Genomic DNA, 17,918 nt, shown 5'->3' with positions numbered 1-17,918 from the left:
TATTGTTCACGCGCGACGTGCACACGATTTTTGAGTCACATCGAGGTGAGAAGGGCGGCATGCCATGATCCGCGGCTGGAGTATCGCGCGCCGGCTCTTCCTGGCCCATTCCCTCTTCATCGTCGCGCTGACCGCCTTCGTCGGTACCGCCCTGTTCATCGACGCCCGCGATCGCGGCTACGCCGAGACCGAGAGCCGGATGCTGTCGGTCGCGACGGCCATCGCGGAGAACCCGCTCGTGCTGGAGGCCAGCACGGCGACGGATCCGACCGCCCTCCTGCAGCCCTATGCCCTGAGCGTCACGCAGAAGGCCGGACTCGACTTCATCACGATCATGGCGCCCGACCGCACCAGATGGACTCACCCCACCGAGTCGGAAATCGGGCGGCCGTACATCGGCACCATCGCACCCGCGTTGGCGGGAACGCCGTTCACCGAGGTCACGACGGGAACCCTGGGTCCGTCCGTCCGCGCGGTCGTGCCCGTCGTCGACGCGCAGGGAGCCGTGCGCGCGCTCGTCGCCGCCGGTGTGAAGACCAGCAACCTGTCCATCGCGCTGACCGCCCGGCTGCCCGAGGTCCTGGGCCTGGCCCTCGCCCTCCTCGTCGCCGGCGCGCTGGTCACGTCCCTGATCGGGCGCTACCTGCGCAGGGTCACCCTGGGCTGGGGACCGGAACAGCTCGCCCAGCTGTTCGTGTACTACGACTCCGTGCTGCATTCCGTGCGGGAAGGTCTCGTCCTCGTCGACCTGAAGGGCGACCTCGTGCTCTACAACGACCAGGCCGCAGAGCTCCTCGGCATCCCGTCCCGGCCGGCGAATCCGATGGGCGGGGCCGCCGCCCCGACTCTGGGCGAACTCGACCTCCCTGCGGGACTCGGAGACCTGCTCCGCAGCGGCCGGCCCGTCCAGGACGAGATCCATCTCACCAGCACCCGGGTGCTCGTCGTCAGCCAGCAGCCCGCGCTGGCGCCACCCGTCGGCGGCCGGGCGAAACCGACGCCGATGGGGTGGGTGGCCACGATCCGCGACCACACCGACCTGCAGTCTCTCGGCAGCGAACTGCAGTCCATGCAGACCCTGTCCGAGGCCTTGCGGGCCCAGACCCACGAGCACGCCAACCGGCTGCACACGATCGTCTCGCTGATGGAGCTCGGCCGCACCGGAGACGCGCTGGAATTCGCGACGAGGGACCTCGAACTCGGCCAGATGCTGACGGACGAGGTGGTGGCGTCTGTCGACGAGCCCGTGCTGAGCGCACTACTGATGGGCAAGTTCGCACAGGCCAGCGAGCTCGGCGTCGGCCTCACCGTCGAGGCCACCGGGAACCTGTCGGACACCGGGCTGCAGGCCAGGGACCTCGTCACGATCGTGGGCAACCTGATCGACAACGCCCTCGACGCCGCCATGGATGCCGCGGCGCCCCGGGAGGTCCACCTCTCCGTGCACAGCGGCGCACGCGCTGTCGTCGTCGAAGTCGCAGACAGCGGCCGCGGCGTCGATCCCGAAACGGTCGACGACGTGCTTCGCCGCGGCTTCAGCACCAAGGAACCCGGAGAATTCGGGCGCGGGCTCGGCCTCGCCCTGGTCAAGCAGACCGTGAACCGGCTCGGCGGCACCCTCTCCATCGGCCGCAGGACGGGCGCGGTCTTCACGGTCACGCTGCCCTGCCGGCCACTCCACCCGGAGGTCGCCGGCACGAGCCCGGCCGGAGCGACGGATGCGCACGATGCCTGACCCGGACATCCGCGTGCTCGTCGTCGAGGACGAGGCCATCGCGGCGGAAGCCCACGCGGCCTACCTCGGTCGTCTGGCCGGCTTCGTGCACGCCGGAACCGCGCGAGACGGACATTCCGCCCTGCGGTCGCTGGCGGAGGCGGAATCGGCCGGCCAGTCGATCGACCTGGTCCTGATGGACATGACCCTTCCCGACCTCCACGGCCTCGACGTCAGCCGCCGGATGCGTGCGGCCGGGCTGATGACGGACATCATCGCGATCACGGCGGTGCGAGACCTGACGATCGTGCGCGGCGCCGTGGCGGCGGGCATCGTCCAATACCTGATCAAGCCGTTCACCTACGCGACCTTCGCGCAGAAGCTCGGCCAGTACCGGGACTTCCGGCTCCAGCTCGGCACGGAGTCCCGGGTCACCAGCCAGTCGGACGTCGACCTGGCGTTCGCGAGCCTGCGCGCGCCCGCGGAGCTTCCCCGGCCGAAGGGACTCGCGGAAGGCACCCTCTCTGCCGTCGTCGACTTCCTCAAGGAGCACGAGTCTCCCGTCTCCTCGAGCGAGGTCACCGACGAACTCGGTATCTCCCGGGTGACGGCGCGCCGGTACCTCGAGTACCTCGCGGACACCGGAACCGTTCTGCGCTCTCCGCGCTATGGCACGCCGGGCCGCCCGGAGAACGAATATGCCTGGAAGCGCATACCGCGTCCCTGACGCTCAGGGAAGGTCCGGCCGCCGCCGCAGCACGCCGAGACGCAGCGACACGTACGCCGCGAGACCGAGCGGGATCGGCAGCCAGAACTCGAGCACCCGCCAGCCCACCACGGCGAGCAGCGCCGTCGCGTGCGGAGTGCCGACCGCGACCAGGGCAGGCACGAGCACACCCTCGACGATGCCGAGGCCCCCCGGGGTCAGCGGCAGGAGCGCGAGGAGCCCGCCGAGTCCGTAGACGGCCAGCAGAGGGCCGACGGCGAGCGGATGTCCGAACGCGGCGAGCAGGACCCCGAGCGACGCCGCGTCGAGCAGCCAGTTCCCGCCGGCGAGGCCGAGTGCCGCAGACATCCGCCGCCGGTCCGTGACCAGTTCGATGACCTGCGCCGCCACAGAGCGAACGAAGACCTCAACGCGTTGTTCGGAGATCAGCGGCACGCGGGCCGCCACCCGGCGTGCGCCCCGCACGACGAACTCGGTCCGACGGGTGAGGAGCCAGACGCCGGCGCCGGAGCCCGCGAGCAGGATCAGCACCACCGTCCCCGCCACGATGTAGGTCCCCGTGACGACGAGCGTCGTCAGCGACAACAGGATCCCGCCGGCGAACACGACCCCGAGCACGAGGTTCGAACCGGTGGTCTCGATGGTCGCGGCCGTGATCGCGGCGCTCGAGCGCACTCCTGCCCGGACGAGCAACCGGAAGCGCACGGCTGCCGCCGTCGCACCCCCGCCGGGCACGACGTGGTTGACCCCGAGGTCGGCGAGGTCGATCCGGAGCAGGGTGAAGTAGCCCGGTCGGACGGGTCCGAGCACCGCGGCGGTCAGCGCGCTGAAGGAGAGGAGCGAGGACAGCTGGAGGACCGCGGCCAGGAGCACCAAGGGCAATGACACGCTCTCGAGCGACGCGAGGGCCGCCTCCACGCCGGCGAACTGCGGCACAACGACGAACCAGACGATGATGGCGAGCAGGGCCGTCGACAGCAGAACTTTGAGCCACAGCGGCACGCGCGGCCGGGTGCCGGCAGGTGTTGCGGCGGCAACGGCCGGAACGGCGCTCTGGCGCACGGCGGGGTCAGACCCCGGAGCGGACCGCCAGGCCCCGCACGAAGGCGGCCTGACCAGCGTGCTGCAGGTCATCGGCCAGCACGCTCACCAACCGGGCGCCGAGGGTCACGGGTGGGTTCCACGAGGTGTCGACGATGCGGTCGAGGTCGTCGGGGGTCAGCGTCGGCAGGTAGGCCAGGGTGCGGGCGTGTACGGCGTCGAAGTAGCCGCCGAGCAGTTCGGCACTCGCCCGGACGCCGCCGACCTGCTCCGTGGTCTGGCCGTATCCGGTCTCCGTGTCGGGGAAGGGCAGGCCGAATTTCGCGGCCCAGCCGTCCGTGGTCCAGAGCTCGTCCTCGCCCAGAAGCTCGGACACGTGCCCGTCCTGCACCCGGGTCAGGTGCCAGACCAGCCACGCGATCGAATTCGCCTCCGGGTCCGCCCGGTATTCGAGCAGGGCCGGTCCGGCCTGTCGCAGCACCGAACGCACCACGCCGCCGACCCGGCCGTAGGCCTCACTCAACAGCTCGCCTGACAGCATCCGTCTCCCCGCTCTGGTTCGTTTCTCTCAGACTAGCTTCGAGGCGCCCGTGCGGAGTAACGCCGAAACGACGCTGCGGGCACGAAATGGGACTACGTTTCCCAGTGAATCGTTGGCGGAGCCACTCGATGGACAACCCATCAAGAGGATGGCGGGACAAGTATGAGCATCGTCGGACCCGATCCCACTCCCCTGCCCCGGTATCCGCGCGGGACGCTGCTCCTCGTCGGCCTCGCCGCCGCAACGGTCACGGCGATCGGGATGAGCAGCATCCGCGGCATTCTGGCGCCGGTCCTGCTCACTCTCGTGCTCTCCATCTGCGCGCATCCGGTGCGGGTGCGCCTGGAGAAGCGTGGAGTACCGCACGGCCTCGCGACCGGATCGGTGATCCTCGTCGTCTTTGCTCTGCTGTCCGGCTTCTTCTACGTCGTCATCGTGGCCATCTCCCAGTTCGTCTCGATGCTGCCCAACTATGCCGCGGAGATCCACGACCTCGGCGTCTCCCTGAGCGAGCTCCTCAACACGATCGGCATTGGCGACGCGCAGATCCAGGCGATGACAGAGGGTTTCACGCCCAGCCGGTTCGTCCCCTACCTCACCGGTTTCCTCGGCAGCTTCTTCGGCATCGTCGGCTTCCTGGTCATCGTCCTGACCATGCTGATCCTGATGTCCTCGGACGCGTCCTATGCGCACACCATCCTCGGGCAGTTGAGTCAGCGCAGGCCCGGCCTCGTCGATGCCCTCAAGACCTTCGCCGCGAATGTTCGCCGCTACATGGTCGTGACGACCGTGCTCGGATTGGCGCAGGGGCTTCTCAACACCATCGCGCTGTGGATCCTCCAGGTGCCCGCCGCGCTGCTCTGGGGACTCCTGGCCTTTCTCTGCAGCTTCATCCCCAACATCGGCTATTTCTTCGCCATCACCCCGCCCATCGTGTTCGGCTATCTTGTCGGCGGCTGGCCGACCGTGATCGCCGTGATCATCGTCTACGGCGTGATCAACGGCGGCGTGCAGTCGATCATCCAGCCCAAGGCCGTCGGCAGCGCGGTCTCCCTCAACCAGACCATCACCTTCTTCTCTGTGCTGTTCTGGGCCGTCGTGATCGGACCGATCGGCGCCATCCTCGCGATCCCCCTCACGCTGCTGGCACGAACGTTCCTCGTCGACTCCGATCCAGACATCGCGTGGGTCAGACCGGCATTCGGACCGACCACCGAGACGCGTCGCCTCCTGAAGGAGGCGGATGTCGCAGACAAGAATGCGCGGAAATCGAAGGCTCCCAAGCCGCCAGACCCGACGCCCGCGAACGCGCCGGAGCCCCGGCGCACGGCGTGAGGCGCTCCCATGCTGCCCACAATCGGACGACTGCTCCCGCTGGCGCTCGCCGTCGCGCTCAGCACCACGCCCCTCCTGGTGACGGTACTGCTGTTGCTGTCTCCGAAGCAGCGCTGGTCGGCCCCGGCCTTCCTCGTGGGCTGGACCGTCGGGCTGATCATCGTCACGGCCCTGTTCACGGCGACGTTGACCTGGCTTCCCCCGGCAGACATGTCCGTCGTCCAACCCGCCCTCGGCTGGGTCGAGATCGCCCTCGGCGCCGCTCTCCTCGCATCCGGCGTGTGGAAGCTCCTGCATCCGTCCCCGCCCCGGTTGGCGGAACCCGCCTGGCTCAACCGCATCGCGACGCTGGGCCCGGTGTCCTGCGCCGGGGTCGGACTCGTGCTCAACATCCGGCCCAAGGCGCTCGTCCTCGGCACGGCCGCCGGGCTCGCCCTGAGTGCGCGCGCGCTCCCCCTGGCCGAGTTGGTGATCTGTATCCTCGTCTACACCGTCATCGGAGTCTCGAGCGTCGCGGTTCCCGTCATCATGACCCTGGCGTCACCGCAGACCATGGTCAAGCCGCTCGAGGCGCTCAAGAAGCGCATCATCAACCCGTCCCAGACCGTCACCGTCGTCGTGGCCCTCATGCTCGGAGCCCTCATCCTCGGCGACGGAATGACCCGGATCTGACCCCTCGACCCCGGGGGTTGACGTTGCCAGAACGCCGGCCGTGCCTGCACGAAACGGAGGTTCTCGCCCCGCGATCAGTGAGCGGGCGGATCCGCGCTCACGGAGGCAACAGGATCGACGCGCCAGCGTGACCACGGCCAGACCCCGTCCATTTCGACCTCGAGCGAGAAGCTCAACACGACCCGGATCACCACGATCACGGCCAGGACGAGGACACTCTCCACGGTCGGTTCGACGAGGATGGTCCGGATGATATCCGCCACGATCAGGACCTCGAGACCGAGCAGGATGGCCCGGCCCAGGTCACGACGAAGGCCGACGTACGCCTGGGTGCGGGTGGCGGTTCGCAGCACCCGCGGCAGGGCGACAGCAAAGGCCAGGGCCCCGCCGAGCACCATGATGATCGCGCCGGCGGCCTCGACCACCTGCACGCCGGCCGAAATGACCTGCTCGAAGTCCATAGCCATCCTTCCCCTCGGGTGCTCAGACGTTACCCCGTCTTCACCTCCCGGGCGAGGCTCGTCCCTCTGCAGCCGGCGTCACCGAGCAGGGAAAGCCGCCGCCAGCATCCGCTCGCTGGAACCCTGGCTACCGGGAGGCACCAGGCCGGGCAGGAGGATCTCCCACATTTCCCGAACTCGCTGCCGCAGGTCGGCGCGCTCAGTGAAGACGTCGGAGACCATCTGGACCCCCGTGAATGCGGGAATGATGAAGTGCGCCAGCTTCTCGGCATCCGTGTCGGCGCGGAGCTCGCCCGCCACAGTGGCGGCCCGGGCCAGAGTCTCGAAGGTTGCGAGCCAGTCTTCGTAGGGACGCGTCACCGACCGATCGAACGTTGATGTCTCCGTGGTGAGGCGGATGCCGGCACGAACGATGGGATCGGTGGTCAGGCGTTCAGCGAGGTCCGCACAGAGCCGGAGCATCGACTCGAGCGGCCCGCTCGATGATTCGAGTATCCGTGTCGCGGCAGCGGTCGCGATCTCGTGCTCCGCATCGATCACCGCGAAGGCGACGTCGTCCTTGGACGGGAAGTGAAAGTACAGGGCACCCTTCGTGACGCCGGCGGCTGCGATGATGTCCGCGAGTGTCGCGCCGCCGAAGCCCAGGCGATAGAAGACGTCAGCGGCCCCCGCGATGACCTTCTCGCGAGTCAGCATCGCTCGCTCCTGCATGACGGTCATCGTGATCCTTCGGGTGTTTGCACATCGTCACTCCGGTTCACGGAGTGACTCGACCTTCGGTGCCTGCCTCAGCGCCACCCGAATCATCAGGACTCCGGCTGCCATCACCACGGAGATGCCCAGGACCGGCCCCACCGCGTATCCGAGCCAAAAGAGCGGCATGAATACGAGACCGGCGATGACGAGTGCTGTTGAAATGTCTGCCAGCTGCGCTCGCGTTGATTGTTTCAAACTTCCCCCCAGATGTTTGTTCGGAGAGCTCGGCACCGGCCGAACGTGAGTTCAGCACCGTGCTCACCGCCCCCGGCATCGTCGACGTCGGCACTGCGCCAGTCAGCGAACGCCCCCGTCAATCAAATAAAAAACCGGTTTCCCCGTTTGTTTGGTTCCCCTCGATGAGTGTACGCCATCTGCGCTGCAACAGGTCGGTTCTGCACAAGAAAATCCTGGTCGAACTTCTCGCTCGCGTCGAGGTCTTACTGCTTCTCCGAAGCGGTCGTGCGGTCCAGTGCCCTCAGCCGCAGCGACGAGAGAGCGAACATCGTCGCGATCAAGCCATCAACGACAATCGGAATTATCGAGGAGGCGGAGTCCGAACCGCCTCGGAAGGTGAGCAGCACGTAAATCGCCTGCGAGCCGAACAACAGCGCGAAAACGAAACCCGACGTCGGACGCGCCGTCATTTTCCACCAGGGCCGCCTCTGCTCGACCGGTTCGCCCTCGCCACGAAAGGTGCGCACGGCAAATCCGACCACGATCAGTGCCAACACCCCGGCAACGACGGGGACGGCCGACGACGGGAGGCCGATCGCCAATGCCGCGCCGAGAATGAAGACTACGCAGCTCGCCACGACGTACGCGATCTTCGTTGACGTGCTTGTGATTCGAATTGGCATGAACTCCCCCTAGAACCCGTGTCGTGCGCGCACCATCATCCGGGACGTGCGGAACCATGATCGCACCCGGCACAGGAACGCTGTCTGGCTAAGCGCCCGTCCTCAACATAGTACGTTTGACCGGCTTTTCCACAGGTGATTTGTGGGCGTGCGGATGCCGGTGGAATGTCGGTGGTCGTCCGTAGAGTGCCCCCATGACAGCTGAAGAACCCTCAGAATCTCACCTGGACAGCCCCGTGGACAGCAATGTCGACAGCACTGCGGAGCCCCCACCCGGGACCCCTCCTGACGTCCCTCCCGATAGCTACCTCAACGCCCGCCACCTCGGCCTGGTGGAGCCGTCCCTGGCCGAGGTCTACGACGCGATCAAGGAGGCGGACCGGGAAATGAACCGGGCCGCCGCGAAACGGGCTGATGCGATCTATACCGCGCAGCGGGTACTGGCCGACGTCGGCCGGGCCCGGGCGGAGGCCGCCGTGCGGGCCGGTGGGCGGCGCCCGCCGTGGTCGCCGGAGGAGGCCACGAAGGAAGAGTTCACCTGCGAGGTCGGCGCCCTGCTCCGGCTGCCGCGGCGCACGACGGAAACCCTGATCGAAGCCAGCCGCACCCTGGCCGAGGAACTCCCCGCAACCCGGGAAGCATTGTCCTCCGGGGCGATCAGTTACCGGCACGCGCAAGTGATCATGGATCAGGCCTGGGGCATCACCGTCGACGGCGACCCGGACGCCGCCGCCCGGGCCCGCGCCGTGTTCGAGGACGTCCTCGTGCCCGACGCGGAAGTGTTCACCGTGGCGAAGCTCGCCGACCGGGCGCGGAGGGTCCGGGAACGCACGCACCCGGAGACCATCACCGCCCGGCACCAGAAAAGCGTCGAGGAGCGACACGTGGTGTTCCAGGCCCTCAACGACAGCATGGCGTCCCTGTATGTGACCGGCGACGCGGAGAAGATCCAGGCCGCGTACCACCGCACCCTCGACACCGCCCTCACCTTGCAGGGCCCGGACGAGGAACGCACACTGACCCAGCTCGCCGCGGACGTACTCACCGACGTCTTGATCGGCGGGGTCACCCCGGACGGGACCGGTGCCGGAGTCTCCGCGCAGGTGAATGTCACCGTCCCCGTCCTGACCTTGCTGGGGAAGAGTGAGGAACCGGGCTATCTGGCCGGGTACGGGCCGATCGACCCCGACACCGCCCGGCGGCTCGCGGCCGGTGCGCCGAGCTTCACCCGGCTACTCACTCACCCCGAGACCGGGGTCGTGCTCTCGATGGGCCGCGACACCTACAAAGTCCCGGCCGCCTTGAAGAAGTGGCTCGAGGTGCGGGATGAAACCTGCACCTTCCCCGGCTGCCGCCGGTCAGCGAAACGCTCCGACGTGGACCACAGCGTGGAATGGCAGCACGGCGGGCAGACGGACGCAATGAACCTCGCCCATCTCTGCCCGTATCACCACGCGGTGAAGAGCTACACGAGATGGACACCCCGGCACCTCGGCGACGGTCGCATCGAGTGGACGTCCCCGGCCGGGTATCGCTACATCGTGGAACCCTCCGCCGACATGCGACCACCCCGGAAACCCCAACCCGCACCCAGACCGCCGGCCCCCGTCGTGGACGTCTGGAACCTCGACCCCACACCCGACGACCCCGACAACCCTGACGACCCCAGCCCGTTCTAGACGCTGTACGGCGGCGTCTCCTCGACCGCGTGAGCCCCTTCGGTGGAGGGAGGCGGAGCATCAACCGTGCGTGCCAGGTCCGGCTCGAGATCCTTGCGCAGCCAGACTCGAAGCGATCCCCATCTGGTCATCAGGGAGCCCGGTTCGGGATGCTGGCTCTGACCACTACCGGCTTGACGCCATGGTCCAGACATCAGGTCCCCGGTCATACGTCCACTCCTGATCTGTTGCCGTTTCAGTGGCGACGTCTCGGAACCAGTAGGTCTGGTCCGGGTCCCACCCCGCGAGGACGCTCGCCCGATCATCATCGACCACGATCGCCCTCCCGGCGGTGGTCAGGTACCCGGCGACCGACACGTGAACTGCGTCGACGTCCCGCTTGACGTCCTGCCAGTCCGGGATGACCCAACTCCCCCGTCGGCCTGTGGTGCGGTACCAGTCCTGCCGACGGGATGCGGTGACGTCGAGCGGGTATCGCCGGCACAGCTCCGCCCACGCATCGGGGCCATCGATCTCGTAGATCCGGACGTCTCCGGGAACACGGATTCTTCGGGCGGCGGCCGCAGCCCAGTCGAGCCCGTCCTCCACGAGCCACAGGCCGACGGGGCCCCTCCCTGCCAGCCATCGAGTGGTGCGCGTCAACAAGTACGGTGGCCGCGACCACCAGGTCCCGCTGAACCTGGCTTCGGGATCGGGAGGCCGCTCGCGGTCGGCGACGGCCTCCTCGTCGAGCTGGTGCGCGTGCCACTGCTCGAGCACCTCTCCGGCGTTCACCGGGGTCGATTACGCGGAGCCCGTGGTGCCGGGAAACGAAACGGCCCACTGCCCGGTCGTGTCTACCGGGTCCTTCCAGCCGACGGCGCAGGCCGAGGCAATCAGCGCAGTCGCCATGCGGCCGAGCGCCTCTCGAACCTCCGGCACGCTGACGAGGACGTTCTCGCCGTCGGGCTCACGGCAGAGCGCAGCGACGACAGCACTGCGCCGTCGTGAGGTTCGGCGAGGGGCAGGCTGTTCAGGAGACGCGCGACGTCTTCAGGCGAGGTGTGCAGATGTGAATACTCGCCGCCGCCCGCCCCGGCCAGGACCCGCGATGTTCCGCGCCCAGGATCCAGATCGTAAGCCACCTGGGTCACGGCCGCTGTGAGCGCATCCACTGCAGCGCTCTCGTGGTTCCCCCCTCGCAGCGCCGCGTCCAGGCACAGGCGCCTTCCGCGGGGGCCGGCGAGCAATTCAGCGGGAGTCAGATCCATGGCCTGGGTCGCTGTGATTCGTTAGTCGGCCATCGACGGCGTCGAGCGGCTCCGTGACCGACTCAATCGATCGCCGCAGACGATGGCCAGCACGCCGAGGAACAGAGCGCTGCCGACTCGGATCAGTCCATCGAGGGCACCGATCAGGATGATCGGCGTCAGCGCAGATTGTTGAGTGTCCCCGGCTGCGATGACCTGCGTCAACAGCCACGGCACGGACACTGCAACCAGAGCCCAGGCGGGCGCCCAATTCCACGGCGCCGGAACGACACCGGCCCGAGCGATCTGGATGACGGCAACGAGAGCGGCCGCGAACTGGACGAAGGGATCGATATACCCGAACTGAAGCAACGACCCCGGCGGCGAATCGTGCGGGAAGGCCGCGATCAGAACGGACGAGAAGACTTGTCCCAGGACCAGCCAGACAGCCAGCACGGTCAACGCGGCAGTACCCAGTGGCCGCCGTGCCGTGACACTCCCCGATCCGCGCAGTCCGAACGCGAACACGAGCAGGGCCGCCGCATACACCGCCACACGGATGACGCCACCCGCGCCGATCAGTGTGGTCACGGCCTGCGCGGCCACTCCGAAGACCACGCTGACCAGCAGCAGGACACCCCCGACGGTCCAGGCCCGGCCGGGTGCCACAGGAGCAGGATTCTGAGAAGTAGCCATGTTGCCGCACTGTACTCGTCATCAGCAGAGAGTGACCCACCCCCAAAGGGGGCCTGCCCACCCCGGATGGGATGAACTCGCTCGCGCTCTCCACGCCTCTCGCCGGCATCTCAATTCGCAAGCGGGTCCCGAGCGTGGCGCCGCCTCTGGCAGCTTCGAGGACGCTCATTGGTTGCCAGCAGACCGCTGGCAGCTTCCCGAACGTCAGGGCACAAATGTCGTTCTCAACATGGCGCAGACGCCAGCTACGAACGAGGCCGTCGGGTACCTGCAAGGTGACCCGTGGCAGCCAGTTGGTTGGACGCGGCAGCACCCCCAACATTCCGGTGGGGTGATGGAAGGGAAGCCGATTGTCCGCGCACTGGATGTTGTCACCGGTCGCCCCGTCGTCGTGCCCATGCAGCGCGTTGCACCCCTTCCGGACCGCCTTAAACGGGACTTCACTGCGCTAACCAGGGAGAACTTTGTCCTCGTCGGATCTCGCTGGGGGTGGCACGCGATGAGCCGTTCGACTCGGTACTGCTTTCCTGGCGCCGCATCGCGACCGACAGTAGACAATGCACTCACCACTTCCGGCAATCAAGAAAAGGGTCTGACGACCATGACCGAACCCATCAGCCCCTCAGGCGAGAGGACGCGGATGCCACGCAAGAAGCTCATCGCCATCATTGCCGCTGCGGTGCTCGTTGCCGCAGGCATCACCGTCACCTCCGTAACCGTGGCCAACGCCAACGCCCAAGAGACCGCTCGTCAGTGCACGGTGGCCCTGAAGGACGGCGCGAGCGCTAGCAAGCTCGCAACTGCGTCTCTCGCGGCAACCGATGCGGCCCTCGTGGCCGTCACGAGCACCACGTTGCCCGCTAACGGCGGAACCAGCACAGCCTACGCAGCCCGACCGGGCGTCGCATCGATTGCGCCAGTCGCAGCCGTGGCGGCTACGGAGGCCGTTCCGGCTGTTGCCGAGGTCGCTGCCGTCGCTGGTCGACCCAGTGGCGCCGACCTGGTCAGTGCCGCAACCACGGCGCGCGCAGACCTGGCGGAGATCGTGATCCCCACCACCTGCACCGAGCGTGCCCAGGCGGAACGGATCGTCGCGCTCACCGCAGCGGAGAAGACCGCCACCACGGCGCTCGACACGAGCGGCACAGCAATGACGGCAGATTTCACTGCCTTCCAGAGTGAAGAAGCAGCCCGCATCGCCGCCGAGATTGAAGCGGCGCGAGTCGCTGCTGAAGCTGCTGCGGCCGAGGCTGCGCGAGTCGCCGCTGCCCAGGCTGCGGCGAAGAAGAGCATGTCGTCCAGCTCTGGTTCCGGTTCCTCCAGCGGCAGCAGCTCGAGTGGTTCCGGTAGCAGTGGTGGTTCCGGTCCCAGCGGCAGTCACCCCGTCGGCGGCGGCGGCATCGGGCTCGGTAGCAACAACGGCGCCTGCCTGACATCCAACGGCATGGGCGGTACCAAACTCTGCGGCTCCTAGGTCCCTGCTTCAGCTCGCCGTGAGTTCCGCGAGGTAGCTCTGCCGGCGGCTGTCGGCGAGCTCCTTGCTCTCGAACGTCCCCATCCAGGTCTCGAAGAGGGGAAGTCCCTCGAGCTTGAGTTCAACGAAGACGTCCACACCTTCACGGGTGACCGCGAGCTGGGCGTCCAACGTCAAGGTATCGCCGGTCAACCGCGGGGCTGGCGCCGCTGGCTTCCCCGCCTTCCACGTCGAGGTTGGCAATCTGACTACGAAATTCCCGCAATTCCGGACCGAAAACGTGGTTCTCTACAACCCCGCAAGCTGACGTGGCGCGCCGGGAGCTTGCTGAATCCGCTGGTAAAGCGCTGGCGAAGCAACGAAGAATGAAAAAGCCCCGAACAGATTTGCATCTGACCGGGGCTTTTATTGCTTCTTGGTGCACCCCCCGGGACTTGAACCCGGAACCCACTGATTAAGAGTCAGTTGCTCTGCCAATTGAGCTAGAGGTGCGTATTTGTTACTCCGGGACGACCCGAAGCGACTCTAGAGAATAACACCGGAAACGTCTCCGGCGCCAATCGAGGCCGCGCACCGGTGAGTCGCGCGGAAATTACTATCCTTGGGAGTGTGACCGACGCGACAATTCCTGCCCGAAACAACGCCTCAGACGAGCCCTCGACCTCTGACACCGTCTACAGCCTCGACGAGGATCTGGCCCTCGCCATCGAGCTCGCCGACGCCGCGGACGCCATCTCACGCGACCGCTTCACCGCGATGGACCTCGTCGTCACGACCAAGCCGGACCGCACCCCGGTGACCGACGCCGACCAGGCCGTCGAACGGGCCATCCGGACCCTCCTGTCCGAACGTCGTCCGAACGACGGCATTCTCGGCGAGGAGTACGGAACCGCCGGCTCGACCGTGCGACAGTGGATCATCGACCCGATCGACGGCACAGCAGGTTTCCTCCGCGGCGTTCAGATCTGGGGCACCCTGATCTCGCTCGCGGTCGACGGAGTGCCCGTCGTCGGCGTGGTGAGCTCCCCCGCCCTCGGCAAGCGCTGGTGGGCACGCACGGGCACCGGAGCCTGGTCGAGCGACGAGCGCACCCCCGACGCCGCGCCGCGCCAACTCCAGGTCTCGGGCGTCGCGACCCTCCCCGATGCCTCTCTCAGCTACAACAGCATTCAGCAGTGGGATCAGACCGGCCATCTCGACGAACTTGTCGCCCTGTCGCGATCGGTCTGGCGCACCCGGGCATATGGCGACATGTGGTCGTACATGCTCCTCGCCGAGGGCGTGCTCGATATCGTGGCCGAATTCGACCTCAAGCCGTACGACCTGGCTGCACTCATCCCGATCGTTCAGGAGGCCGGCGGCACGTTCACCTCGGCCGACGGGCTCGAGGGCCCCTGGCACGGCAGCTCGCTCGCCACGAACGGGCTCCTGCACGCCGCAACCCTTGAGGCCCTCCGCACGGCGGCGGGCGGCGGCGCCCGCACGGCCCGTCACGGCTGATGCCGCCCTCGCTCCCCGGGGCGGGGCGGAGCGCCAGGCTCTCTGCCCGGCGCGCACTCGTCACGCGCTGCGTCGTCACACGCTCCGTCGTCACGCCCTCCGTCGTCACGCCCTCCGTCGTCACGCCCTCCGTCGTCACGCCCTGCGTCGTCACGCGCTCGGTCGTCACGCGCGCCGTCGCCGCTGCGGCGCTCGCCCTCGGCCTGTCGCTCGCAGCGAGCGGATGCGCTGCGGTCGCCAGCCTCTCTCCCTCGGCGGGTGCCGGGAACGGCTCGGTTGCCGCGTCAGCAACGGCGGCGCCGATCGAGGTAGCGGACGTCCTCGTCGGGGATTGCTTGGACGGCCTCGGGGACGCCGACCTCGCATCCACTTCGACCGTCACACTGGTGCCGTGCACCGAGCCGCATGCCTTCGAGGTCTACGCCGGCTTCGACCTGCCGATCGGGACGTATCCCGGCGAGGACGCGGTCGTCGCCGCGGCCGAAGACGGCTGCGGCACCCGGTTCGAAGCCTTCACCGGAAGCGCATACGACGGTTCCCAGCTCGACTACAACTACTTCATTCCGCCGGAGGACGACTGGACGATCTCCGGCAGCCATCTGGTCTCGTGCCTCATCGACGACCCTGCTGGGCCCGTGACCGGAACCCTCGCCCAGGCCCGCCGCTGACGCGAGGGCTGCCCCTCCGGTTCGACGGGTCAGGCTTCGCTGTCCCACTGGGTGCCGTCGAGGTCCCCACGCAGCGTGCCCGTCGCCCTGTCGACGGCGGCGCCGACGGTGTCGGCGAAGCGCTCCGGAGGGAACCGTGTGCCCAGCCCATAGCGACGCAGCACGTCTTTAACCGGCCCTTTCATCTCCGCGAAGATGAGGGTGGCGCCGCGCGATGTCAGGAATTCGTCGAGCTCGAGCAGTTCGTCGACGGCCGTGGTGTCGATATCGGTGATGGGCTCCGCAGCCAGGATGACGGTGCGAACGTCGGGACCGGCCGCGCTGACCGTCGCCCGCACATAGTCGTCGAAGATCCCGCCATTGGCGAAGAAGAGCGGCGCGTCGAAACGCACGATGACGATGCCGGGCAGGCGCTCGCCGTCCGGATGCCGCGACAGGTCGTGGTAGCCCCGGAGACCGCGGATACGGCCTAACTCCGCCCGATACGGCCGCCAGGCGTGACCGACGAACTCGCCGAGCGACAGGACGACCGCGACGATGATCCCCTCGATCACTCCGACGACGAGCACGCCGAGGAAGGCGGCGACGGACAGGAAGGCATCGGTCCTGCTCATCCGCACGAGGGCGACGAATCCCGTGATGTCGACAAGCCCCGCCGCCGCGACCATGACGACGGCCGCGATCGTGGCGGAGGGCAGATAGTCCGTGACCCCGGGTGCGAGCAGCATGAACAGGACGAGAAGCACCGCCCCGGCCACTCCCGCAAGTTGCGAGCGCGCCCCGGCATTCTCAGCGGCGGCCGTACGCGACGACGACGCCGAAATGGGAAACCCGCCCAGCAGGCCGGCGAACAGGTTCGAGGCGCCGACCGCCACCATCTCCTGGCTGCCGTCGACGTTGTCCCCGCGGCGGGCGGCGAAAGTGCGGGAGAGCACCGCGGTGTCAGCGAAGGCGATGAGCGCCATCCCGAGCGCGGGAAGGGCCAGGCCGACGACATCCGCCCCCTGCAGGCCGGCGAGGGCGGGTGCCGGGAGCCCGGCGGGGAGAGCGCCGACGACGGGGATGTCGCCGTGGAGCCTGAGGACTCCCGTCAGGACCGTCGAGGCCACGACCGCGACGAGGATCCCGGGGATGCGGCTCTTCGTCCAGACCAGGACCAGGATGACGACGAGTGAACCGATTCCGAACAGCATCGCGGTCGGGTTCACCTGGCCGCGCGCGATGCCGGTGACGATGGCGATCGCATCTCCCAGGGGCGACTCCGAGGAGATGGAGAAGCCGAGGAGCGGTGGGATCTGCGACAGGATGACGATCACCGCGAGCGCATTGAGGTAGCCGACCCGGAGCGGCTTGGAGAGCAGGTCGGTCACGAACCCCAGGCGCAGTAGTCCGCCCAGGATGAGTACCGCACCGACCATGACGCCCAGGAGTCCGGCGAGGGCAACGGCCCGGCCGCTGTCCCCCGCGGCGAGCGGCAGGATGGCCGCGGCGATGATCGGCGCCAGCGCCGAGTCCGGGGCGAGCACCAGGATCCGGGAGGGCCCGAAGACGGCGTAGGCGATGAGGGGGACGATCGTGGCGAAGAGGCCGGTCTCGGGCGGAAGGCCGGCGACCTCGGCATAACCGATGCCGACCGGGATGAGCAGGGCGGTCAGGATCGCCCCCGCGCGCAGATCCTTCAGCAGCCACGAGCGCCGGTAGCTCAGCGCCGTCGCGACACCCGGCACCCATCTGCGCAGTCCGTTGACGGCCATCCGGCTCCTCGTCCGAAGTCATCATGCCGCGAAAGCGCCGGGCGGACTACCGGGCCGTGCGACGGGTGAAGACCAGATGCACGACTCCGGACGGAGACGGGGTGGCCTCGATGTCGAAGCGCTGTTCGAGTCCTTCGAGCCCGTCCCAGAGCCGTTCGCCCCGGCCCAGGACGATCGGTACGAGGACGATGTGCATGTGGTCGATCAGATCGGCCTCGAGGAACTGTCGGACCGTGCTGACGCCGCCGCCGATCCGCACGTCGAGGTCCCCGGCCACGGCGCGAGCCTGCTCGAGGGCCGAGGCGGGGTCGGCGTCGACGAAATGGAAGGTCGTTCCGCCGTCCATCGCGAGTACCGGCCGAGGATGGTGGGTCAGGACGACGACGGGGGTGTGGAACACCGGGTTGTCGCCCCACCATCCCTTCCACTCGTCGTCTTCCCAGGGACCGCGCACCGGGCCGAACTTGTTGCGCCCCATGATCTCGACGCCGATCCCGGGACCCCAGGCGCTCGCGAACGCATCGTCGACGCCGAAGGATGCCGACGACTCCCCGTGGAGGCCCATCGCGCGGAACGTGCGCGTCGCGATCGCCCACTCCATGAGCCGGGAGCCGGCGTGGCCGAAGGGAGTGTCGAGCTGCTGGCCCTCACCGGCGCCGAAGCCGTCGAGGGAGACCGAGAAGTTGTGCACGCGGACGAGGGACATGTCATCTCCTGGAGTCGTGGCCTGTGGGAATCACACTATGGCGATTCGGCCCGCGTATTCAAGGGCGCAACGACTCACGACCGACGGTCGGACGGACGGAGATCC

At 68.0% G+C, this 17,918-nt stretch carries 18 protein-coding genes and 1 tRNA gene; 8 read left to right on the top strand and 11 right to left on the bottom strand.

The window, feature by feature from the left end; genetic code table 11:
* The first annotated feature begins 64 nt into the window (after positions 1-64).
* Both MQH31_RS05030 and MQH31_RS05025 read left to right on the top strand, forming a co-directional pair.
* The gene (locus MQH31_RS05030) at positions 65-1,735 is read left to right on the top strand and encodes a sensor histidine kinase (protein WP_243011158.1); all 1,671 of its coding nucleotides are present in this window, start codon (positions 65-67) and stop codon (positions 1,733-1,735) included.
* Positions 1,728-2,441 carry a response regulator gene (locus MQH31_RS05025; protein ID WP_243011157.1) on the top strand — a complete coding sequence of 238 codons (714 nt, stop codon included), beginning with the start codon at positions 1,728-1,730 and terminating at the stop codon, positions 2,439-2,441. Before MQH31_RS05030 ends, MQH31_RS05025 begins: the two co-directional genes overlap by 8 nt.
* Positions 2,442-2,444: 3 nt before the next feature.
* On the opposite strand, the gene MQH31_RS05020 is transcribed toward MQH31_RS05025, so the two are convergent.
* Complete coding sequence (locus tag MQH31_RS05020; RefSeq protein ID WP_243011156.1) at positions 2,445-3,503, bottom strand: lysylphosphatidylglycerol synthase transmembrane domain-containing protein; 1,059 nt, start codon at positions 3,501-3,503, stop codon at positions 2,445-2,447.
* 7 nt (positions 3,504-3,510) lie between these two features.
* The gene (locus tag MQH31_RS05015; RefSeq protein WP_134532555.1) at positions 3,511-4,023 is read right to left on the bottom strand and encodes a mycothiol transferase; all 513 of its coding nucleotides are present in this window, start codon (positions 4,021-4,023) and stop codon (positions 3,511-3,513) included.
* Positions 4,024-4,185: 162 nt separating this feature from the next.
* Between MQH31_RS05015 and MQH31_RS05010 the strand changes: the two genes are divergently transcribed.
* Both MQH31_RS05010 and MQH31_RS05005 read left to right on the top strand, forming a co-directional pair.
* The gene (locus MQH31_RS05010; protein WP_243011155.1) at positions 4,186-5,358 is read left to right on the top strand and encodes an AI-2E family transporter; all 1,173 of its coding nucleotides are present in this window, start codon (positions 4,186-4,188) and stop codon (positions 5,356-5,358) included.
* 9 nt (positions 5,359-5,367) lie between these two features.
* A complete protein-coding gene (locus tag MQH31_RS05005; RefSeq protein ID WP_134532560.1) occupies positions 5,368-6,030 on the top strand; it encodes a GAP family protein in 663 nt (220 codons plus the stop codon).
* 74 nt (positions 6,031-6,104) lie between these two features.
* On the opposite strand, the gene MQH31_RS05000 is transcribed toward MQH31_RS05005, so the two are convergent.
* The 3 genes from MQH31_RS05000 to MQH31_RS04990 form a co-directional block, all read right to left on the bottom strand.
* Positions 6,105-6,491 carry a DUF1622 domain-containing protein gene (locus MQH31_RS05000; protein WP_243011154.1) on the bottom strand — a complete coding sequence of 129 codons (387 nt, stop codon included), beginning with the start codon at positions 6,489-6,491 and terminating at the stop codon, positions 6,105-6,107.
* 78 nt (positions 6,492-6,569) lie between these two features.
* On the bottom strand, positions 6,570-7,211 hold the full coding sequence (locus tag MQH31_RS04995) for a ScbR family autoregulator-binding transcription factor (RefSeq protein WP_243011153.1): 642 nt from the start codon (positions 7,209-7,211) through the stop codon (positions 6,570-6,572).
* Between the two features lie 476 nt (positions 7,212-7,687).
* Positions 7,688-8,062, bottom strand: coding sequence for a hypothetical protein (locus MQH31_RS04990; RefSeq protein ID WP_243011152.1), 375 nt, complete (start codon positions 8,060-8,062; stop codon positions 7,688-7,690).
* Positions 8,063-8,301: 239 nt separating this feature from the next.
* Here MQH31_RS04990 and MQH31_RS04985 point away from each other — a divergent pair, with 239 nt between their 5' ends.
* Complete coding sequence (locus tag MQH31_RS04985) at positions 8,302-9,786, top strand: HNH endonuclease signature motif containing protein (RefSeq protein WP_243011151.1); 1,485 nt, start codon at positions 8,302-8,304, stop codon at positions 9,784-9,786.
* A gap of 165 nt (positions 9,787-9,951) precedes the next feature.
* Here MQH31_RS04985 and MQH31_RS04980 read toward each other — a convergent pair whose 3' ends face one another.
* Positions 9,952-10,560, bottom strand: a complete 609-nt coding sequence (locus tag MQH31_RS04980; RefSeq protein WP_243011150.1) for a hypothetical protein — start codon at positions 10,558-10,560, stop codon at positions 9,952-9,954.
* Between the two features lie 497 nt (positions 10,561-11,057).
* Complete coding sequence (locus MQH31_RS04975; RefSeq protein WP_243011149.1) at positions 11,058-11,711, bottom strand: hypothetical protein; 654 nt, start codon at positions 11,709-11,711, stop codon at positions 11,058-11,060.
* Between the two features lie 601 nt (positions 11,712-12,312).
* Between MQH31_RS04975 and MQH31_RS04970 the strand changes: the two genes are divergently transcribed.
* Positions 12,313-13,185, top strand: a complete 873-nt coding sequence (locus MQH31_RS04970) for a hypothetical protein (protein ID WP_243011148.1) — start codon at positions 12,313-12,315, stop codon at positions 13,183-13,185.
* A gap of 9 nt (positions 13,186-13,194) precedes the next feature.
* Here MQH31_RS04970 and MQH31_RS04965 read toward each other — a convergent pair whose 3' ends face one another.
* Positions 13,195-13,362, bottom strand: coding sequence for a hypothetical protein (locus MQH31_RS04965; protein WP_243011147.1), 168 nt, complete (start codon positions 13,360-13,362; stop codon positions 13,195-13,197).
* 239 nt (positions 13,363-13,601) lie between these two features.
* Positions 13,602-13,677, bottom strand: a tRNA-Lys gene (locus MQH31_RS04960).
* Between the two features lie 132 nt (positions 13,678-13,809).
* Between MQH31_RS04960 and MQH31_RS04955 the strand changes: the two genes are divergently transcribed.
* Positions 13,810-14,685 carry an inositol monophosphatase family protein gene (locus MQH31_RS04955; RefSeq protein WP_372488127.1) on the top strand — a complete coding sequence of 292 codons (876 nt, stop codon included), beginning with the start codon at positions 13,810-13,812 and terminating at the stop codon, positions 14,683-14,685.
* On the top strand, positions 14,685-15,353 hold the full coding sequence (locus MQH31_RS04950) for a septum formation family protein (RefSeq protein WP_243011146.1): 669 nt from the start codon (positions 14,685-14,687) through the stop codon (positions 15,351-15,353). Before MQH31_RS04955 ends, MQH31_RS04950 begins: the two co-directional genes overlap by 1 nt.
* Before the next feature lie 29 nt (positions 15,354-15,382).
* On the opposite strand, the gene MQH31_RS04945 is transcribed toward MQH31_RS04950, so the two are convergent.
* Together MQH31_RS04945 and MQH31_RS04940 are read right to left on the bottom strand one after the other, a co-directional pair.
* Positions 15,383-17,107: a SulP family inorganic anion transporter gene (locus MQH31_RS04945; protein ID WP_243011145.1), complete on the bottom strand. Its 1,725-nt coding sequence runs from the start codon at positions 17,105-17,107 to the stop codon at positions 15,383-15,385.
* A 46-nt stretch (positions 17,108-17,153) separates the two neighbouring features.
* Positions 17,154-17,813 carry a dihydrofolate reductase family protein gene (locus tag MQH31_RS04940; protein ID WP_243011144.1) on the bottom strand — a complete coding sequence of 220 codons (660 nt, stop codon included), beginning with the start codon at positions 17,811-17,813 and terminating at the stop codon, positions 17,154-17,156.
* Between the last annotated feature and the right edge of the window lie 105 nt (positions 17,814-17,918).

It is taken from the genome of Cryobacterium zhongshanensis (assembly GCF_022760445.1).
Classification (GTDB): Bacteria; Actinomycetota; Actinomycetes; order Actinomycetales; family Microbacteriaceae; genus Cryobacterium; species Cryobacterium algoricola.
This window is presented reverse-complemented; position numbering and strand designations above follow the sequence as displayed.

Excerpts from the sequence above, each read along its gene's own strand:
- MQH31_RS04945 (WP_243011145.1), bottom strand. The coding sequence starts at position 17,107 with ATGGCCGTCAACGGACTGCGCAGATGGGTGCCGGGTGTCGCGACGGCG.
- MQH31_RS04950 (WP_243011146.1), top strand. The coding sequence starts at position 14,685 with ATGCCGCCCTCGCTCCCCGGGGCGGGGCGGAGCGCCAGGCTCTCTGCC.
- MQH31_RS05005 (WP_134532560.1), top strand. The coding sequence starts at position 5,368 with ATGCTGCCCACAATCGGACGACTGCTCCCGCTGGCGCTCGCCGTCGCG.
- MQH31_RS05030 (WP_243011158.1), top strand. The coding sequence starts at position 65 with ATGATCCGCGGCTGGAGTATCGCGCGCCGGCTCTTCCTGGCCCATTCC.
- MQH31_RS05015 (WP_134532555.1), bottom strand. The coding sequence starts at position 4,023 with ATGCTGTCAGGCGAGCTGTTGAGTGAGGCCTACGGCCGGGTCGGCGGC.
- MQH31_RS04975 (WP_243011149.1), bottom strand. The coding sequence starts at position 11,711 with ATGGCTACTTCTCAGAATCCTGCTCCTGTGGCACCCGGCCGGGCCTGG.
- MQH31_RS04970 (WP_243011148.1), top strand. The coding sequence starts at position 12,313 with ATGACCGAACCCATCAGCCCCTCAGGCGAGAGGACGCGGATGCCACGC.
- MQH31_RS04940 (WP_243011144.1), bottom strand. The coding sequence starts at position 17,813 with ATGTCCCTCGTCCGCGTGCACAACTTCTCGGTCTCCCTCGACGGCTTC.
- MQH31_RS05010 (WP_243011155.1), top strand. The coding sequence starts at position 4,186 with ATGAGCATCGTCGGACCCGATCCCACTCCCCTGCCCCGGTATCCGCGC.
- MQH31_RS05025 (WP_243011157.1), top strand. The coding sequence starts at position 1,728 with ATGCCTGACCCGGACATCCGCGTGCTCGTCGTCGAGGACGAGGCCATC.
- MQH31_RS04985 (WP_243011151.1), top strand. The coding sequence starts at position 8,302 with ATGACAGCTGAAGAACCCTCAGAATCTCACCTGGACAGCCCCGTGGAC.
- MQH31_RS05000 (WP_243011154.1), bottom strand. The coding sequence starts at position 6,491 with ATGGACTTCGAGCAGGTCATTTCGGCCGGCGTGCAGGTGGTCGAGGCC.
- MQH31_RS04995 (WP_243011153.1), bottom strand. The coding sequence starts at position 7,211 with ATGACCGTCATGCAGGAGCGAGCGATGCTGACTCGCGAGAAGGTCATC.